This window comes from Burkholderia sp. 9779_493, assembly GCF_015712215.1.
Taxonomy (GTDB): Bacteria; Pseudomonadota; Gammaproteobacteria; order Burkholderiales; family Burkholderiaceae; genus Burkholderia; species Burkholderia cenocepacia.
This window is the reverse complement of the sequence record NZ_JACCQA010000020.1, coordinates 117,171-133,341: the sequence shown is the minus strand read 5'-3', so window position 1 is coordinate 133,341 and position 16,171 is coordinate 117,171. Positions and strand designations below refer to the sequence as shown.

The following is a 16,171-nucleotide window of genomic DNA, read 5'->3' as shown; positions in this document are numbered from 1 at the left end:
GTGATCAGTCCAGGTTGGCCCACGATGCGCTCCGGCAGTTCAAACCGCCGCCAGCATGCGCCGAAACCCTCGAACTACGACATTTCAACTTTGCTCAGATGCGACATTACAACTTTGCTCTTACACATAAACTGTCGATAATTATGATTATGTCAAATAAGAAATTTACTCGGCAACCCATCTAACATCGCCGCCAGACAAAGCCCCGAATCGCACCTCACCGGCCGCCCACAGCACCCATTTCCCCGGACACACAACCATCCCGGGCGATCTCCGGACCGCCCCGAATCGACCGCCACAACCTGCCCGCATCAGGACAACATCATTCCCTGCATTCGGTGCGAAAAATGCGCGCGCTCGGCCGTCTCCATCAGCATCAGGAATTCGTCCTGCATCATGTGAATCAGCGCTTCATGGTCGCCGGCCTCGAAATAGACTTCCGGCTGCTGCGCGAGGCGTTCCTCGAGAAACGTCTTCATCCCGTACGCCATGCAGACCGGCGGCAGCGCGCCCATGTCGCAATCCTTGAACAGCTCGCGCAACTCGACCTCCCGGGCGAGCACGAGATGGCGTCCCGTCTTCACCCAGAGATCCGACAGGCGCACGGCGTGCGTCGTCGGCAATACGGCGGCGACGTAGCCTTCGGCGTCCTCCAGGAGCACGGTTTTCGCGAGGCGATCGCCGGGAATATGCGCGGCGGCGGCCGTCTCCATGCTCGTATGACTATAGGGGTGGTACACGACTTCGTACCGCGATGACTTCTGGCGCAGGCAATCCTGCAGGGTGGCTGAGACCGGCATGGCACACCTCGTCTGGACGAATCGGGCGAACGGCGTTCGCTCCGGGTTCGTTCAGCATAGGTCGCATTCCGGCCCAATGGAAACAGCCTCGCACGGGCGCCCGTCCAGCCGGCCCGGCAGCCGGCTCTGGTCGCTTTTTCGCCCCGTTCATCAGCCCTCGCCGGCATGCGAAATCCCGACCCCGAATACGCTTGGCAGACCCTCATTTCCTGTAGACAAATCGGGCGTGGGCGTTGCAAGCGCGAATGAGTCCGGCAATTTCTCGACGTGGGAAAACTAGACCGTTAGTTGCATTTCTGGAAAGTAACACGATACCGCCCGGGATGCGCCGTTCAAAAAACGAACCCGCGAATGCCCGTCGTCACAACCGGCAAACCCACGCCGCCCACGGCTTTCCCGCTGCCCTATACTGATCCCGCCGCACACCTTCCCGCGGCAGAAACCGACTCCTGGAGCGATCATGCATTACCAGTTGATCTACGAACTCGTCGACGATTACCTGTCGCGGCGCGAACCGTTCCGCGCCCAGCATCTCGCGCTCGCGCAAGCGGCGACCGAGCGCGGCGAACTGGTGCTCGCCGGTGCGCTGGCGGACCCGGCCGACCAGGCCGTGCTCGTGTTCGAAGGCGATTCGCCGGAAGCGGCCGAATCGTTTGCGCGCGCCGATCCGTACGTGCAGAACGGCCTCGTGAAATCGTGGCGCGTGCGACCATGGCGCGTCGTGATCGGCAAGCACGCGCCGCGTCCGGCCTGAAGCCGGACTACAGCCACCCTGCCCGTTTGAAACGCCACCACAGCGCGAGGTCGGCGATGGCCATCACCGCGATGCAGCCGTAGAACCCGTATTTCAGGTGCAACTCGGGCATGTTCGCGAAGTTCATCCCGTAGATGCCAGCGATCATCGTCGGTATCGCGAACAGCGCGGCGAACGAGCCAAGCCGCTTGGTCACCTCGTTTTCCGCGAGCGAAATCATCCCGAGGTTGACCTGGATCGCCGTGACAACCATCTCGCGACGCCCTTCGATCGTCTTCACGATCCGCTGCAGATGGTCGTACACGTCGCGGAAGTAAGCCGCCATCCCGCTGCAGACCTGCGGCACGCGCCCGCCGGTGAGCTTCGCGAGCGGCTCCATCAGCGGCGCCGTGTGCTGGTACAGCAGCACGAGCCGGCGCTTCAGCGAATAGAGATCCTCGATGATCGCGCGCGACGACGCCGGCGTCGCCTTCGCGAAGATGCGGTCCTCGAGTTCCTCGAGTTCCGCTCCGAGCGTTTCGAGGATCGGGAAATACCGGTCGACGACCTGGTCCATCAACGCGTAGAACACGAACGCCGAACCCTCCCGCAACAAGTGCGGCTCGCGCTCGCAACGCTTGCGCACGTCGCGGAAATCGTGCTCGGTATGGTTGCGGATCGACAGCACGTAATTCGGGCCGACGAATACGTTCAATTCGCCGACCTTGAATTCGTCGTCCTCGTCGAGTTCGACCGTGTGAAGCACCGCGAACAGCGAATCGCCGTATTCCTCGATCTTCGGCCGCTGATGGCCCTTGCGGGCATCCTCGAGCGCCAGTTCGTGCAAGCCGAACTCCTCGCCCATCAGGTCGATTTCCTCGGGCGTCGGGTCCTTCAGCGCGACCCACACGAAGCATTCGGGCTTCGACACGTAATCGCTGATGGCGTCGATGTCGATATCGGCCAGCTTGCGGCCGTCCTGGTAAGCAGCACAGTTGATCAGCATGGTATTCGTGACGTTGCGGTTTGCGCATCAGTTTACCGGTTTGCTGCACGGACGGCCCGGCTTGCGCGGCACGCCGATATTGGTCATGATCGGGCTGCGTGCGCCGCAGCATGCGCGTCGACGCGCTTCCACAGGCCCGCCGGGTCTGCGTTGCGCGATGCACAACGGCCGTGCGGCCCAATCGTCAAGGAGACAGACCTATGTGGTATTTCTCGTGGATACTCGGCATCGGCGTGGCGCTCGGCTTCGGCATCATCAACGCGATGTGGCTGGAAGCGGAAGTATTCTCGCGCGGCGACAAGCGCAGCGATACGTCGGGCCAGCGGTCGGGGAGCCGGTATTCGTGACGCATCTGGTGTTCTTCTGCGGTCACGCCGGCACCGGCAAGACCACGCTCGCGAAGCGGCTCATCGGGCCGCTGATGCGCGCGACCGGCGAGGCGTTCTGCCTGCTCGACAAGGACACGCTGTACGGCCGCTACAGCGCGGCCGCGATGGGCGCGCTCACGGACGATCCGAACGATCGCGACAGCCCGCTCTATCTGAAACATCTTCGCGATCCCGAATACCAGGGGCTGCTCGACACGGCCCGCGACAATCTCTCGCTCGGCATCGGTGCGCTCGTCGTCGGCCCGCTGTCGCGTGAAGTGCGCGACCGGCGCATCCTCGATCGCGCGTGGCTCGGCATCGCGCCGGACGTCACGCTGACGGTCGTCTGGGTCCACACATCGGAAGACGTCGCGCACCAGCGGATCGTCGCGCGCGCCAACCCGAACGACGCGTACAAGCTCGCGCACTGGGACGAATACCGGCAGCGCCGCTTCGTGCCGACCGGCCACGAATGCGACGGCATCGTGATGTTCGACAACACCGCGCCGTCCGACGCGGACCTCGACGCGCTGCTGTCCCGCATCGTGCCGCCGCCGCAACCGGCAACGATCGTCCCGCCGCTGCCGGCCTGATCGCGCCGTCCGGCGCCCTTTCCCTTCCCGCAAAAAACAACGCCGGAAGCGCTGCTGCGCTCCCGGCGTCGTACGGCCCTCGTGCCAGTGGCTGGCGAATGGTCTTGCAATGACGGTCAGGCGACCGCGTGCACGCGCTCCATCGTGCCGCCTTCGTACAGCTTGCCGAAGCGGTTCGACAGGAACGCCTTCAGCGACACCTTCTCTTGCGGGATGAAACCGCTCTGCGGCAGCTTCTTTTCGCGGAACAGATCCAGCACCGCGCACATCGCGCCGGCCGTCGTGATCTGGATCGCGCTCATGTGCATCCCGCACACGTCCTTCGCGAAGATCTTGCGGGTGAACACGTCCTGCACCAGCTGGCCGTCCTTCACGCCCGTCACCGTGACGAACACGAGCACGACGTCCTGCTTCGTCGACGGCACCGCGCGGCGCATGATCGACTTCAGCGTGTCGCGATCGGTCGACAGGCGCAGGTCTTCCAGCAGGAACTGGACGAGCTCGCGGTGGCCCGGATAGCGCACCGACTTGTAGTCGAGCGTCTCGACCTTGCCCGACAGCGTCTCGCACAGCGTGCCCAGGCCGCCCGACGTGTTGAACGCTTCGTATTCGGTGCCGTCGAGCGAGAAGTGCTCGAGGCCTTCGAGCGGCTGCACCCATTGCTTGCGGCCATCGCGGATCGCTTCGCACGGTTGGCAGTATTCGTTGATCAGGCCGTCGACGCTCCACGTCAGGTTGTACTTCAGCGCGTTGGTCGGATATTCGGGCAGCGCGCCGACGCGCATCTTCACGTCGCGCACTTCGCTGAAGCCGTTCACGAGTTCGTGCGCGGCGATGCCGATGAAGCCCGGCGCGAGGCCGCACTGCGGCATGAACGCGCGGTCGGAGCCGTCGGCCAGTTCGCGGATCGCGTGGGTGGCGCGCACGTCTTCGGTCAGGTCGAAGTAGTGAACGCCGGCCGCCTTCGCGGCCGCGGCGACATTGACCGCGAGGTAGTAAGGCAGCGCATTGACGAGCGCATCGAAGCCCTTCACTGCTTCGCGAATCGCATTCGCGTCAGCCGAATCGACCCGTTGCGTCGCGATGCCTTCGCGCGACAGCTTCGCGAGCGCATCCGCATCGCGGTCGAACGCGACGACTTCGTAGTCGCCCGTTTCGCGCAGCATGTGAGCAATGGTGTGGCCGATCAGACCTGCGCCGACGATGGCGATTTTCATGCGCTTATCTCCTGATGATGGGTTTCGTGTTGGTGTACGGCGTCGAGCCATGAACACAGTTTAGGGACGCTCAAAATCAGTTCCAAGACGAAGAATGATGCGAAACGACCGATAGCTTCGACGTTATGACGACATATTTGGTCGAAACGACCAAATCATCTAAAAATCGTGTAGCGACGCGATCGCAAACCGGCCGTTGGCGGTTGCATATTGCAAGGACGAAGACGCGGACACACCGCGTGACATCGGGCGCACGAACGGCCCGTGCGTCCGATGCGGCGCGTCGGTCGAAGCGGAATACGAACGGAGATTCGGGAGAGACGCGCGCGATGCGCGAAGGGTCGACCACGGTCGCCCGTGCCGATCATGAAGTACAGCAAAGGCCAATACGCATGCGAGCGGACAGGTACCCGACTTCAAGCCGCGCATCCGTGACGCAACGCGCCCCGCGCGATGCAGGGACTTGCGCCGTCATGCGCGGCGACGCGCGCAACAGGTCAGCCGCCGATCGTTCCGCGATCGATCTTGCGCGACAGGATGATCGACGTCGTCGTGCGCTCGACGCCTTCGAGCGTGCCGATCTGGTCGAGCAGGTCGTTGAGCCGCTCCGGCGAGTCGGCGCGCAGCCACGCAACGTAGTCGTACTCGCCGCTCACCGCGCACAGCAACTGGACTTCCGGCATCCGGTCGAGCTTGCGCAAGACGTCCTTGCCGAACTTCGGCGTGAGGATGATGCCGACGTACGCATAGATGCTCGCGTCGAGCACGTCCTGCCCGAGTCGCACGCTGTATCCGGCGATCACGTTGGTGCGTTCGAGCCGCGCGATGCGTGCGACGACCGTCGTGCGCGCCACGTCGAGCTGGCGTGCGAGATCGGCGACGCTGGCGCGCGCATCGGCTTGCAGCAGCGCGACGAGTTGCCGGTCGAGATCGTCGAGTTGGTCGAGGCGGGGTGGACGCATGACGCTGGGCCGGCACGCGATGCGCCGGCGGAGTGGAAAGTGACGCGATGATAGCGCCGAACGCCGGCGCACCCAACCGGCATCGCCCGGCGGCGAACCTTTCAATTTCGATTCGTATCGGATGTAAGCAAGTGTCGCATTCCCTGCCGCGCTGCATGCAACGTGCTACTAATAGCGGGCGACGCGAGCGGCGCGCTGGCGGCAATGGCCGCCGCGCCCGCTCGCCAGACACCACCCCGGAGAGCCCACCATGAAGAAAATCTCGCTCACCCTCGCTACGCTCGTCGTTGCAGCCAGCGCATTCGCGCAAACCCCGGCGCAGCCGCAAGCAAGCGCCCAGGCGCCGGCCACGACGGCCGCCACGCCCGCCGCGGCGTCGGCCCCGAGTGCCGAGCAGCGCGCGGCACGCCACGAAGCGCGCATCGAGCAGCGCATCAAGTACCTGCACGATCAATTGAAGATCACGTCGGCGCAGGAGCCGCAATGGAAGACGTTCGCCGACACGATGCGCGACAACGGCGCAACGATGGGCCGCCTCTACAGCGAGCGGATGGCCAAGCACGACGTGTCCGCGCTCGACGACATGAAACAGTACGCGGAACTGTCGCAGGCGAACGCCGACGGCGCGAAGAAGCTCGCCGACGCGTTCGCGCCGCTCTACGAGAGCTTCCCGGCCGAGCAGAAGGCGCTGGCCGACACGACGTTCCGCAGCTGGCTGCACCACGGCGGCGAGCACCGCGGCAAGGGCAAGACGAAGGGCAAGGAAGGCAAGGCCGCCGCCGCGCCGGCCGCGAGCGCACCCGCGCAGCCCTGACGCCCTCCCCACCGGCGCCGTGCCGGCCCGCCCGGGCCGAACGGCGCCGCGTCGCGATCGGCGACCGGTGCGCCACACGGCGCGCCGAATTCGGGATAAGCTCCCGGCTTTCCCGCTTTCCCGCCCTTCCCCGCCATGCTCGAACTCAAGCAACTCGATCTGCGTACCGATCCGCAGGCCCGTCGCGTCGTCAAGGACGAAACCGTCGCCGTGTCCTTCGCGGACGCCGACGGCGAACTGATGAGCCTCGAAGGCCCGAACCGTTATGTCGCGGGCGACGCGTTGATCACCGGCTCGACCGGCGACCGCTGGGTCGTATCGCGCGCGCGCTTCGACGCCAAATACCTGCCCGCCGATCCGGCGCTCGCGCACGGCACGCCGGGCGCCTATCGCAACCGGCCGGCCGTCGTGCTCGCGCGGCGGATGGACGAACCGTTTGCGATCGCCCGCTCGGAAAACGGCGACACGCTGCGCGGCGTCGCCGGCGACTGGGTCATGCAATACGCGCCCGGCGACTACGGCGTCGTGCAGGCGCAGCGCTTCGCGCAGGTCTACCGCGACGCGTAATGCACTGCGCCGGCACGAGGCCGGCGCGGTCGCTCACGCAAAGTCTTCGTCGAGTTCGAGTTCCGCGTCGCGCTCGACGGCCTCGCCGGCCGCGTGCCGCTCCTCGAGCGAACCCAGCATCGCTTCCGTATACGCATGCAGCACCGCATGGCTGCGCGCGCGCTGCATCGGCTTGAGCGCCAGGTAGCGCGCGAGCGCGGCCGGCACGATCCGGATGTCGAGCGTCATCCGCTTCGGCGTCGCGCCGAACCGCATCGCCAGCCACTGCACGGACAGGAATCGCCCGCGCGCGTCGCTGTTTTCGACAAAGCGCGTCTGCTCCGGAAAGAGATCGCAGATCACGCGCGCGAGCGCGTCGAATTCCGCGCTCTGGCATTCGATCAGATAGTCGTCCATCGCGTCTTCCCCCGTCATGCCGCCGCGCGCGACGGCCGGCACGTCTTCACCAGCACGATCACCAGGATCGCGGCCAGCACGAAATACGCGGCCTCGACCCACGCGGCCGGCAGCACGCGCACCTGGTACAGCAGCGTCGGCGTCGCCGCGAGCGCATGCAGCACGATCGCGAGCGGCAACACGGCCAGTCGGCCGGCACGCAGGCCGCGCCACACCAGCACCGACAACGCCAGTTGCACCGCGAACGCCGCGCAGCGTTCGAGCAGCAACAGCAGGATCGACTGGGCCGACAGCGTCGCGAGCATCATGTGCAGCCGCACCACGGTGTCGACCGGCAGGTCCGACAACTGCGTCTCGAGCTGGCCGCGGCTCGCGAGCCACGCGAGATACGACCACTGGCCCCACACGAGCACGCCGACGAACCACGCTTCGGCGCCGCCATGGCCGATTCCGTAGCCGATCCCGCGGCCATCGCCGGCCGATGCGCCATAGCGACGGTTCAGGACGCGCATCCCGAGATAGCGGCCGACTTCCTCGAATACGGCGGTCGCGAGCGCGCTGTACGCGACGAACGCGAGCGGCTGCGTCAGCCAGCCGTCCTCGGGCGTGCGGCTCAGCACGAGCCCGTGGAACGCGCGCTCGAGAATCATCGCGAACAGCGTGAAGACGGCGACACCGACGATCGTGTCGCGGCGGTGGAGCGCAAGCGGCTTGCGCAGGATGCGGTAGAGGGCGAGCGGCAGCAGCGCGATGATCAGCGTGGCGGCGATCAGCGCCGCCAGCGTGACGGGAGCGACAGTCATGGAGTTCCTTGGTTCGAAGCAGCGCGCCTGAAGCGCCGCGTGCCCCGAATGATACTCAGCTTGCGGTCGACGCGCGTGCAATCAGCTCGCCGGGCAGCATCGCGACGCGCACGTCGCCCGCCGCGCCGTCGATCCGCTCGTGCACGAATTCGACGGCCTTGTAGCCGATTTCGTAGGTCGGCTGACGGATCGTCGTGATGCCGATCAGCTCGGCCCATTCCGGGTCGTCGATCGACAGCAGCGCCGCCTTCTGTTGCCACGCGGCGCCGAAGCGCGCGCGCAGGTGGCGCGCGATCGCCAGCGCGACCGGCGCATTCGCGGCGAACAGCGCCGCGCGCACGCCGCGCCGGGCCGCGTCGTCGACGCGGGCATCGACGTCGGCGAGGGCCGCCGCGGCCGCGTCGGGTTCGTTCAGGTCGAGCACGACCGTCGGCGGCACCGCCAGCCCGCGCGCGGCCAGCGCCGCGCGGAACGCGGCCTCGCGCACGCGCCGCGAGCTGACCTGCTCGAACGGTTGCACGACGAAGTGGATCGCGTCGAAACCGCGCTCGACCAGGTGCGCGAGCGCCGTCTCGATCGCGTCGGTGTTGTCGAGACCGATCAGGTCGGCCTCGAAGCCCTCGACCGTGCGGTCGACGAGCACGGCCGGAATGCCCGCGCCGCGCAGCGGCCGCAGCACGTCTTCCTCGGCGCCGAGCGCGTTGACGATCAGCCCTTCGACGCGGTAAGTCGTGAGCAACTGCAGGAAGCGGCGCTCCATCTCGACTTCGTTCGCCGCGTGACAGATGAGCGGCATGTAGCCGAGCGCATGGCACGCGGCCTCGACGCCCTGCAGCACTTCGACGGTGTAAGGATTGGTCAGGTCGGCCGCGAGCATGCCGAGCAGCCGGTTGCGGCCGCGCTTGAGCCCGCGCGCCATCTGGTTCGGCCGGTAGTTGAGCCGCGCGATGGCCGCCTCGATCCGCTGGCGCAGATCGACGGACAGCACATGCGTCTCGCCGTTCAGGTAGCGCGAAACGCTGGTCTTGCCCGTGCCGGCCTCGCGCGCGACGTCGCTGATCGTCGCCGGACGCGTCGTGGAAGGTTGCGAATCGGTCACTGTCGTGCCTCGCGACGTACGATCCGCGCCGCTTCGTGAGCAGACGGACCTTTGTTGTTGGAAACGTAAGCCAACCGGCGGCCTTCCCTGTCCCGGCGCGTCGGCGCCTGCGCTGGCCCGGTGCTGCGCGGTCGATCAGCGCCCGCCCATCGCGTGCTACAGCAGTCGGCCGCACCGGACCTGGCGCGGATGCCCGCCGCGCGACGCCGCCGGCCGCGTGGCCGGTCGTCGATGCGACGAGAGCGGGCGATCATAACGCAGCCAGCCCTCCGGCACCAAGATCATCGACTCTAACGGCGCCGGCCCCCTGCCGGCCCGTTGCCGGACGCGGTTCAGGCGTGCGCCAGCGCATCCGGATTGACGAGATTCGTGCGCAGCGTGCCGGCCAGCGCGCCGACCAGGTTTTCCGCGGCGCAGCGCGCCATCGCATGGCGCGTCTCGTGCGTCGCCGAGCCGATATGCGGCAGCGCGACGACGTTCTTCATCTGCAGCAACGGCGAATCGGCCGGCAGCGGCTCCTTCTCGAACACGTCGAGCCCCGCGGCGCGGATCGTCCCCGCGCGCAGCGCGTCGACCAGCGCGGCTTCGTCGACGACGGGCCCGCGCGACGCGTTGATCAGGATCGCGCTGCGCTTCATCTTCGCGAATTCGGGTGCGCCGATCAGGTGGCGCGTATCGGGCGACAGCGGCACCTGCAGGCACACGAAATCCGACTGCGCGAGCAGCGCGTCGAGCGTCACGCGCCGTGCGCCGTACTGCGTCTCGGCCTCGGCATGCGCGGACCGGTTCGCGTACAGCACCTGCATCCGGAAGCCGAGCGCCGCGCGCCGTGCGACCGCGCCGCCGATCCGCCCGAGCCCGACGATGCCGAGCGTCTTGCCCTGCACGTCGGTGCCGTACAGGTCCGGGCCGATGCTGCGGTGCCAGTGGCCGGCCTTCACCCACTCGGCCAGCTCGACCACGCGGCGGGCGGAGGCGAGGATCAGCGAGAACACCGTATCGGCCGTGGATTCGGTCAGCACGTCCGGCGTATGCGCGAGCACGATGCCGCGACGTGTGAAATCGGCGACGTCGAAGTTGTCGTAGCCGACCGAGATGGTCGACCACGCCTTCAGCCGCGGCGCGCGATCGAGCATCTGCGGCGTGACCTTCAGGCTCGCGCCGATCGCGCCGTCCGCGTCGCCGAGCGCGGCGGCGAGCGCGTCGGCGCCGTCGGCCTGCACGACGTCCGCATGCTCGCGCAGGTACGCGAGAACGTCATCGGGCAGCGGCTTGTACGCGACGATACGGGGCTTCATCGTTTCATTTTCCTTGCAGCGGCGCGGCGAGCGGATGCGCATCGCGCGCCTGGGGTTTGACGGACAGCGTGAGGATCACCGCGGCGACGAGCGCGGCGCTCATGAATGCGTACGACGCGACGGGCGACCCGGTCGCACCGTTCAGGTAGCCGACGAAGTACGAGCCGACGAACGAGCCGAGCGCACCCATGCTGTTGATCAGCGCCATCGCGCCGCCGGCGACGTTCTTCGGCAGCAGTTCCGGCACGATCGCGAAGAACGGGCCGTACGGCGCATACATCGCGGCGCCCGCGACGACCAGCAGCGCATACGAGATCCAGAAATGCGACGAGCCGAGCGCGTACGACGCGGCGAACGCGGCCGCGCCGACCAGCAGGAACGGCCACACGAAACCGCGGCGCGAGCCGACCTTGTCGGACGCCCACGACGCGGCGAGCATCGCGATCGTCGCCGCGAGGTACGGCAGCGCGGACAGCCAGCCGGTCGCGACCATCCCGAGGTCGGAACCGTTCTTCACGATCGACGGCAGCCACAGCACGAAGCCGTACACGCCGATGCTCCAGCAGAAATATTGCGCGCACAGCTTGATCACGGCCGGCGAACGGAACGCCTCGTCATAGTTGCGCACCGGCTTGATCGCCGCCTGCTCGGCCGCGAGCGCGGCGTCGAGGTCGCGCTTTTCCTGCGCGCTGAGCCACGGCGAATCGGCCGGCTTGTCCTGCACGAGGCACCACCAGCACACGGCCCAGATGACGGCCGGCACGCCTTCGGCGATGAACATGTGACGCCAGCCGAACTCGTGCACGAGATAACCCGACACGATCGACATCCACAGCACGGTGACCGGGTTACCGAGGATCAGGAACGTGTTCGCCCGCGAGCGCTCGTTCTTCGTGAACCAGTTGCTGATGTAGATCAGCATCGCCGGCATCACGGCCGCCTCGACGACGCCGAGCACGAAGCGGATCGCCATCAGCGACGGGATGTTGCTGACCACACCGGTCAGGGCCGCGCACGCGCCCCACAGCACGAGGCTGACGAACACGAGCTTCTTCACGCTGCGGCGTTCCGCGTAGATCGCGCCGGGAATCTGGAAGAAGAAGTAGCCGAGGAAGAACAGCGCGCCGATCAGCGACGACAGGCCCTTGCTGATCCCGAGATCCTGGTTGATGCCGGCCGCCGCCGCGAACCCGTAGTTCGCGCGGTCGAGGTAAGCGAGGCTGTACGTGATGAAGACGATCGGCATGATCGTCCACCACCGGCGCGCTGCGAGATTGGCTGCCATGAGAGTGTCTCCGTATATGGACCGGAGTGGGCGCACTGGCGCCGGCCCGGCCTCGAACAAAATGACTGTGCGTCGCGCACGAAATGGATCCGCGGATTGTGCCGTGTCCGGCCTCTCATTGCGCGGTGACGGTTTCCTCTAAGCGATCGGCGCGATTGCTGACGTTTTCGAGCCGGTCGAGCGCGTCGCGCGTCGGCAATCCTTCCGAATCGCCGATCACCTGGATCGCGAGCGCGCCGATCCGGTTGCCCCGCGCGACCGCCTGCTCGATGCCGCGCCCTTCGAGCAGCGCGCTGACCACGCCGACCGCGAAGCCGTCGCCGGCGCCGACCGTATCGACGACCCGCTCGACGCGCTCGCCGGCGACCGTGCCCTCGCGGCCGTCGGCCGTGCGGAAATACGCGCCCTGCTCGCCGAGCTTGATCACGACGCCGCGCGCGCCCTGCGCGAGATAGAAGCCCGCGATGTCGGCCGGCGTGTCGTGGCCGGTGAGTTGCCGCCCTTCGGCGAGGCCCGGCAGCACCCAGTCGGCGAGCGTCGCGAGCGCGTTCAGCGTCTTCGCCATCACGTCGGCGGACGGCCACAGCGTCGGGCGCAGGTTCGGGTCGAACGAAATCGTCTTGCCGGCCGCCCGCATCTCGCGCGCGAGCTGGAACGCGAGTTCGCACGAGGTCGCGGAGATCGCCGGCGCGACGCCCGTCAGATGCAGGTGGCGCGCGCCGAGCACGTAGTCCGCCACGTAGTCGTCGCACGACAGGTGGCTCGCCGCCGAGCCCTTGCGGAAGTATTCGACGGTCGGGTCGCTGCCGTCGTCGTTGCGCGACTTCAGCTGGAAACCGGTCGGGTAACGCGGGTCGACGGTCACGCACGACGCGTCGATGCCCTCGCGCGCCAACGTGTCGAGCACGTAGCGGCCGAACGAATCGCGACCGACCCGGCTCATCCAGCCGACCCGGAAGCCGAGCCGCGACAGGCCGATCGCGACATTCAGGTCGGCGCCGGCGATCCGCTTCGCGAATTGCCCGGCGTGCGCGAGGTGGCCCGGCTCCGTCGCGACGAACATCGCCATCGCTTCGCCGTAGGTCACGACATCGAGTGCTGCTTTCATGACTGAACTCCTCAGGATCCTGCTGCCGTCACGCGGTCGCGAGCCATGCGACGCGCCGGCAGGCATCGCCGGCCAGGTCGGCCGCGTCGAACGGAAACTCGATGCCGCGCGGCGCATGCTGCGGCAGCGCCGCGAGCACGCCGGTCACGAGCGGATCGTTCGGCGCCGGCGCGGCGGCGAAACGACGCGCGCCCTCGCCTTCGATGGCCTTGCAATGAATGTATTCCACATGCGGCGCGAGCACCTGCGCGCAGTCGAGCGGCGCTTCGCCGCGCCACTGCCAGTTGCCGATGTCGAACGTCATGCCGAGCGCGTCGGGCATGCCGGCGTCGGCCAGCGCGTCGAACAGCCCGCGGAACTGCGCGAACGCGCCGCCGACCTCGAGCTGGCCGTTCTCGACCACCACGCGGGCCCGCGCGCCGCGCGACAGCGCGACGATTTCGGCCGCGTGCGCGTCGCCGGCGAAGCCGCCGAGCTGGAATTTGACGAAGCGCGCGCCGAGCGCGTCGGCTTGCGCGAGCGCGTCGCGCAATGCGTCTGCGTCGAGCGCACCGGTGTCCGTATACAGCGAGTCCGGTGTCGAATAGACCGACCACAGCCCGTGGCCGCTGATCAGCGCGCCGAGCGCGGCCAGCGCGCCGGGCGCCGTGTCGTCGTCCGACGCGAACAGTTCGCGCCGCACCTCGAAACCGGTCGCACCGGATGCCGCCACGGTCGCGATGAATGCACTGTGGCTCTCCTGGCGCACCCGGTCCATCCCGAATGCGCTCGCCACGATCACGATGTCTGCCATTTTGCCCTTTTTAAACCGGAATGGAACCGGTTCCATTTGCTTGAGACGGATGGTGCGCTTCGCGTCAGGCCCACGCCATAGAGGAAATCCCTAAGACCGCGCACCGCGCGAATCCGCGCCGCACGGCGCGCAACGCCCGTTCCCGGCGCGGCGTCGGCCGTCTACGCGAGATCCTGCGCGAGACTCATTTCGAGGAATTGCGCGGCGACCCGCGACGGGGCGCCGCCATGCGGCACGAGAATGGAGAAATGCCGCGTGAGCGGCGCGGGCGCGAGCGAGCGCAGCACGAGCGCCGCATCCTGGTGACGCAGCGACATCGCGGACACGAAGCCGACGCCCATCCCCGCGCGCACGGCCTCCTTCACGGCCTCGACCCCGGCGATCTCGAACGCGACGCGCATCGGCGCGCCGCCATGCGCGAACGCGCGCTCGACGAGTTGCCGCACCGCGGAGCCCGCCTCGCGCAGCACAAGCGGATGCGCGGCCAGCGCGTCGAGCGTCACGCCCGCGTCGTAGCCGGACGCCGCGAGCGGATGGCCAGCCGGCACGATCGCGACGATCTCGTCCTCGTGCCACGCGTGCACGGCGGTGCCCGGCGGCAGCGCCTCGCCGGGCGGCCCTTCGATCAGCGCGATGTCGAGCGACGGCAGCGCCGCGACCACGTCGGCCGTATTGCCGCTCATCGTCTGGATCGACACGCGCGGCGCGCGCGGCTGGAACGCCGCGATCAGGTACGGCAGCAGATAGCTCGCGGGCGTCGTGCTCGCGCCGATCCGCAGCGTGCCGGCTTCCAGTCCGCGTACCGCATCGCGAAACGCACGCGCCTGCGCGAACGTGTCGCGCTGCGCCTTCGCGTACTGCGCGAGTTGCTCGCCGACCGGCGTCAGGCGGATGCCGCGGCCGTCGCGCTGGTACAGCGGCTCGCCGAATTCGTCCTGCAGCAGCCGCAACTGGCCCGACACGGCCGGCTGCGACAGGTGCAGCGCCACGGCGGCGTGGCTGATGTTCAGATGCTCGGCGACGACGGCGAACGTTATCAGTTGATCCGGGGTCATGGGGATAAATTATCGGCTTTCCGGATAGTTTACGTCACAAATCACAATTTTTCATATCGATATAACAAAATTAGGATTACAGCATCGCAACACGCTCCATCACGGTGCTTCCATGTCCACTGCTCCGACTCCCCATCTCAGCCATGCCGCGCCGTCGATGCGCGGCCAGTTGAACGGCGTGCTGTTCGTCGCGCTGTTCGCCGCCGCCGTCACGAGCCTGTCCCAGCTTCCCGCGATCGCGGGGCTCGGCCTGTCGCCGCTGATCGTCGGCATCGTCGCCGGTGCGCTGTACGGCAACGGCCTGCGCGACGGCATGCCGGCCAGTTGGGCGGCCGGCGTCAATTTCTCCGCACGCAAGCTGCTGCGCATCGCGGTCGCGTTCTTCGGCTTGCGCGTGAGCCTGCAGGAAATCGCGCAGGTCGGGCTGCCGGGCCTCACGGTCTCGGTGCTGGTCGTCGTCAGCACGCTCGTGATCGGCACCTGGGCCGGCATGAAGCTGATGAAGCTCGACCGCGACGCCGCGCTGCTGACCGCCGCCGGCAGCGCGATCTGCGGCGCGGCCGCCGTGCTCGCGTTCGAGTCGACGCTGCAGTCGAAGCCGCACCAGAGCGCGATGGCCGTGGGCAGCGTCGTGCTGTTCGGCACGCTGTCGATGTTCCTGTATCCGCTCGCCTATCACGCCGGGCTGCTGAACCTCGATCCGGCCGGCCTCGGCCTGTTCTTCGGCGGCACGATCCACGAAGTCGCGCAGGTGGTCGGCGCGGCGAGCGACATCAGCCCGGAGGTCGCGCACGTCGCGACGATCGTGAAGATGACGCGCGTGATGCTGCTGGTCCCGGTGCTGCTCGCGCTCGGCTGGTGGCTCGCCCGCTCGGCCCGCGCGGGTCACGACGCGGCCGGCGGCGCGCAAGGCAAGCGCAAGGTGGCGGTGCCGTGGTTCGCGCTCGGCTTCCTCGGCTTCGTGATCGTCAATTCGCTGAACGTGCTTCCCACGGACGTCACGCATACGCTGAACGTGCTCGACACCTTCGCGCTCACGATGGCCATGACCGCGCTCGGTATCGAGACCCGCGTCGCGCAGATCCGCGCGGCCGGCCCGCGGGCGCTGATGACCGGCCTGATCCTGTACGTGTGGCTGATCGCCGGCGGCTACGGGATCACCTGGGCCGTGCAGCACTGGCTTGGCTGAGCCGCATGTCCGTGACGGTTCGCGCGCCGCGCCCGCCGGGGAGGTCCCGCGGGCGCGGCGCAGTGCTATGCTTCGCGTCGTTTTC

Annotated in this window: 18 protein-coding genes; 6 read left to right on the top strand and 12 right to left on the bottom strand. The window is 67.6% G+C overall.

The annotated features are described in order from the left end of the window. Window positions 1-311: 311 nt before the first annotated feature. A complete protein-coding gene (locus H0X95_RS21725) occupies window positions 312-800 on the bottom strand; it encodes an aminoacyl-tRNA deacylase (protein ID WP_059723782.1) in 489 nt (162 codons plus the stop codon). Window positions 801-1,260: 460 nt separating this feature from the next. Between H0X95_RS21725 and H0X95_RS21720 the strand changes: the two genes are divergently transcribed. After that, window positions 1,261-1,554, top strand: coding sequence for a YciI-like protein (locus H0X95_RS21720; protein WP_006481522.1), 294 nt, complete (start codon window positions 1,261-1,263; stop codon window positions 1,552-1,554). 7 nt (window positions 1,555-1,561) lie between these two features. Here the strand turns inward: H0X95_RS21720 and corA are convergent, their stop codons facing one another. Continuing rightward, complete coding sequence (gene corA / locus H0X95_RS21715) at window positions 1,562-2,539, bottom strand: magnesium/cobalt transporter CorA (RefSeq protein WP_006475972.1); 978 nt, start codon at window positions 2,537-2,539, stop codon at window positions 1,562-1,564. A gap of 200 nt (window positions 2,540-2,739) precedes the next feature. Between corA and cydX the strand changes: the two genes are divergently transcribed. Beyond that, the gene (cydX, locus tag H0X95_RS21710; RefSeq protein WP_006481521.1) at window positions 2,740-2,886 is read left to right on the top strand and encodes a cytochrome bd-I oxidase subunit CydX; all 147 of its coding nucleotides are present in this window, start codon (window positions 2,740-2,742) and stop codon (window positions 2,884-2,886) included. Then, complete coding sequence (locus tag H0X95_RS21705) at window positions 2,883-3,500, top strand: AAA family ATPase (RefSeq protein ID WP_027807097.1); 618 nt, start codon at window positions 2,883-2,885, stop codon at window positions 3,498-3,500. The genes cydX and H0X95_RS21705 overlap by 4 nt, the downstream gene beginning before the upstream one ends. 116 nt (window positions 3,501-3,616) lie before the next feature. Here H0X95_RS21705 and H0X95_RS21700 read toward each other — a convergent pair whose 3' ends face one another. Both H0X95_RS21700 and H0X95_RS21695 read right to left on the bottom strand, forming a co-directional pair. Next, entirely contained in the window at window positions 3,617-4,717 is a 1,101-nt protein-coding gene (locus H0X95_RS21700) for a saccharopine dehydrogenase family protein (protein ID WP_034181371.1), read from the bottom strand. Window positions 4,718-5,214: 497 nt separating this feature from the next. Further along, window positions 5,215-5,679 carry an Lrp/AsnC family transcriptional regulator gene (locus tag H0X95_RS21695; RefSeq protein ID WP_006481526.1) on the bottom strand — a complete coding sequence of 155 codons (465 nt, stop codon included), beginning with the start codon at window positions 5,677-5,679 and terminating at the stop codon, window positions 5,215-5,217. Window positions 5,680-5,929: 250 nt separating this feature from the next. On the opposite strand from H0X95_RS21695, the gene H0X95_RS21690 reads away from it, so the two are divergent. After that, window positions 5,930-6,493, top strand: coding sequence for a Spy/CpxP family protein refolding chaperone (locus tag H0X95_RS21690; RefSeq protein ID WP_006493179.1), 564 nt, complete (start codon window positions 5,930-5,932; stop codon window positions 6,491-6,493). Window positions 6,494-6,628: 135 nt separating this feature from the next. After that, window positions 6,629-7,060 (top strand): PGDYG domain-containing protein, encoded by a 432-nt coding sequence (locus H0X95_RS21685; protein ID WP_034201742.1) that lies wholly within the window; start codon window positions 6,629-6,631, stop codon window positions 7,058-7,060. Between the two features lie 33 nt (window positions 7,061-7,093). Here the strand turns inward: H0X95_RS21685 and H0X95_RS21680 are convergent, their stop codons facing one another. From H0X95_RS21680 to H0X95_RS21645, 8 genes are all read right to left on the bottom strand, one after another. Further along, window positions 7,094-7,456, bottom strand: coding sequence for a DUF3022 domain-containing protein (locus tag H0X95_RS21680; RefSeq protein WP_006491177.1), 363 nt, complete (start codon window positions 7,454-7,456; stop codon window positions 7,094-7,096). 14 nt (window positions 7,457-7,470) lie between these two features. Next, window positions 7,471-8,259 (bottom strand): YhfC family intramembrane metalloprotease, encoded by a 789-nt coding sequence (locus tag H0X95_RS21675; RefSeq protein ID WP_059723784.1) that lies wholly within the window; start codon window positions 8,257-8,259, stop codon window positions 7,471-7,473. 55 nt (window positions 8,260-8,314) lie between these two features. After that, complete coding sequence (locus H0X95_RS21670; RefSeq protein ID WP_006491185.1) at window positions 8,315-9,358, bottom strand: LacI family DNA-binding transcriptional regulator; 1,044 nt, start codon at window positions 9,356-9,358, stop codon at window positions 8,315-8,317. 332 nt (window positions 9,359-9,690) lie between these two features. Continuing rightward, entirely contained in the window at window positions 9,691-10,656 is a 966-nt protein-coding gene (locus tag H0X95_RS21665) for a bifunctional glyoxylate/hydroxypyruvate reductase B (RefSeq protein ID WP_006497216.1), read from the bottom strand. Window positions 10,657-10,660: 4 nt separating this feature from the next. Then, window positions 10,661-11,941, bottom strand: a complete 1,281-nt coding sequence (locus tag H0X95_RS21660) for an MFS transporter (protein WP_059723786.1) — start codon at window positions 11,939-11,941, stop codon at window positions 10,661-10,663. Between the two features lie 115 nt (window positions 11,942-12,056). Beyond that, on the bottom strand, window positions 12,057-13,049 hold the full coding sequence (locus H0X95_RS21655; RefSeq protein WP_006491178.1) for a sugar kinase: 993 nt from the start codon (window positions 13,047-13,049) through the stop codon (window positions 12,057-12,059). 28 nt (window positions 13,050-13,077) lie between these two features. Next, window positions 13,078-13,842, bottom strand: a complete 765-nt coding sequence (locus tag H0X95_RS21650; RefSeq protein WP_006491175.1) for a sugar phosphate isomerase/epimerase family protein — start codon at window positions 13,840-13,842, stop codon at window positions 13,078-13,080. A gap of 161 nt (window positions 13,843-14,003) precedes the next feature. Further along, complete coding sequence (locus tag H0X95_RS21645) at window positions 14,004-14,897, bottom strand: LysR family transcriptional regulator (protein WP_059723788.1); 894 nt, start codon at window positions 14,895-14,897, stop codon at window positions 14,004-14,006. A gap of 112 nt (window positions 14,898-15,009) precedes the next feature. Between H0X95_RS21645 and H0X95_RS21640 the strand changes: the two genes are divergently transcribed. Further along, complete coding sequence (locus H0X95_RS21640) at window positions 15,010-16,086, top strand: YeiH family protein (protein WP_034201738.1); 1,077 nt, start codon at window positions 15,010-15,012, stop codon at window positions 16,084-16,086. Window positions 16,087-16,171 lie beyond the last annotated feature (85 nt).

Excerpts from the sequence above, each read along its gene's own strand:
- H0X95_RS21655 (WP_006491178.1), bottom strand. The coding sequence starts at position 13,049 with ATGAAAGCAGCACTCGATGTCGTGACCTACGGCGAAGCGATGGCGATG.
- H0X95_RS21675 (WP_059723784.1), bottom strand. The coding sequence starts at position 8,259 with ATGACTGTCGCTCCCGTCACGCTGGCGGCGCTGATCGCCGCCACGCTG.
- H0X95_RS21645 (WP_059723788.1), bottom strand. The coding sequence starts at position 14,897 with ATGACCCCGGATCAACTGATAACGTTCGCCGTCGTCGCCGAGCATCTG.
- H0X95_RS21690 (WP_006493179.1), top strand. The coding sequence starts at position 5,930 with ATGAAGAAAATCTCGCTCACCCTCGCTACGCTCGTCGTTGCAGCCAGC.
- H0X95_RS21640 (WP_034201738.1), top strand. The coding sequence starts at position 15,010 with ATGTCCACTGCTCCGACTCCCCATCTCAGCCATGCCGCGCCGTCGATG.
- H0X95_RS21725 (WP_059723782.1), bottom strand. The coding sequence starts at position 800 with ATGCCGGTCTCAGCCACCCTGCAGGATTGCCTGCGCCAGAAGTCATCG.
- H0X95_RS21650 (WP_006491175.1), bottom strand. The coding sequence starts at position 13,842 with ATGGCAGACATCGTGATCGTGGCGAGCGCATTCGGGATGGACCGGGTG.
- H0X95_RS21720 (WP_006481522.1), top strand. The coding sequence starts at position 1,261 with ATGCATTACCAGTTGATCTACGAACTCGTCGACGATTACCTGTCGCGG.
- corA (WP_006475972.1), bottom strand. The coding sequence starts at position 2,539 with ATGCTGATCAACTGTGCTGCTTACCAGGACGGCCGCAAGCTGGCCGAT.
- H0X95_RS21680 (WP_006491177.1), bottom strand. The coding sequence starts at position 7,456 with ATGGACGACTATCTGATCGAATGCCAGAGCGCGGAATTCGACGCGCTC.
- cydX (WP_006481521.1), top strand. The coding sequence starts at position 2,740 with ATGTGGTATTTCTCGTGGATACTCGGCATCGGCGTGGCGCTCGGCTTC.
- H0X95_RS21665 (WP_006497216.1), bottom strand. The coding sequence starts at position 10,656 with ATGAAGCCCCGTATCGTCGCGTACAAGCCGCTGCCCGATGACGTTCTC.
- H0X95_RS21660 (WP_059723786.1), bottom strand. The coding sequence starts at position 11,941 with ATGGCAGCCAATCTCGCAGCGCGCCGGTGGTGGACGATCATGCCGATC.
- H0X95_RS21685 (WP_034201742.1), top strand. The coding sequence starts at position 6,629 with ATGCTCGAACTCAAGCAACTCGATCTGCGTACCGATCCGCAGGCCCGT.
- H0X95_RS21695 (WP_006481526.1), bottom strand. The coding sequence starts at position 5,679 with ATGCGTCCACCCCGCCTCGACCAACTCGACGATCTCGACCGGCAACTC.
- H0X95_RS21700 (WP_034181371.1), bottom strand. The coding sequence starts at position 4,717 with ATGAAAATCGCCATCGTCGGCGCAGGTCTGATCGGCCACACCATTGCT.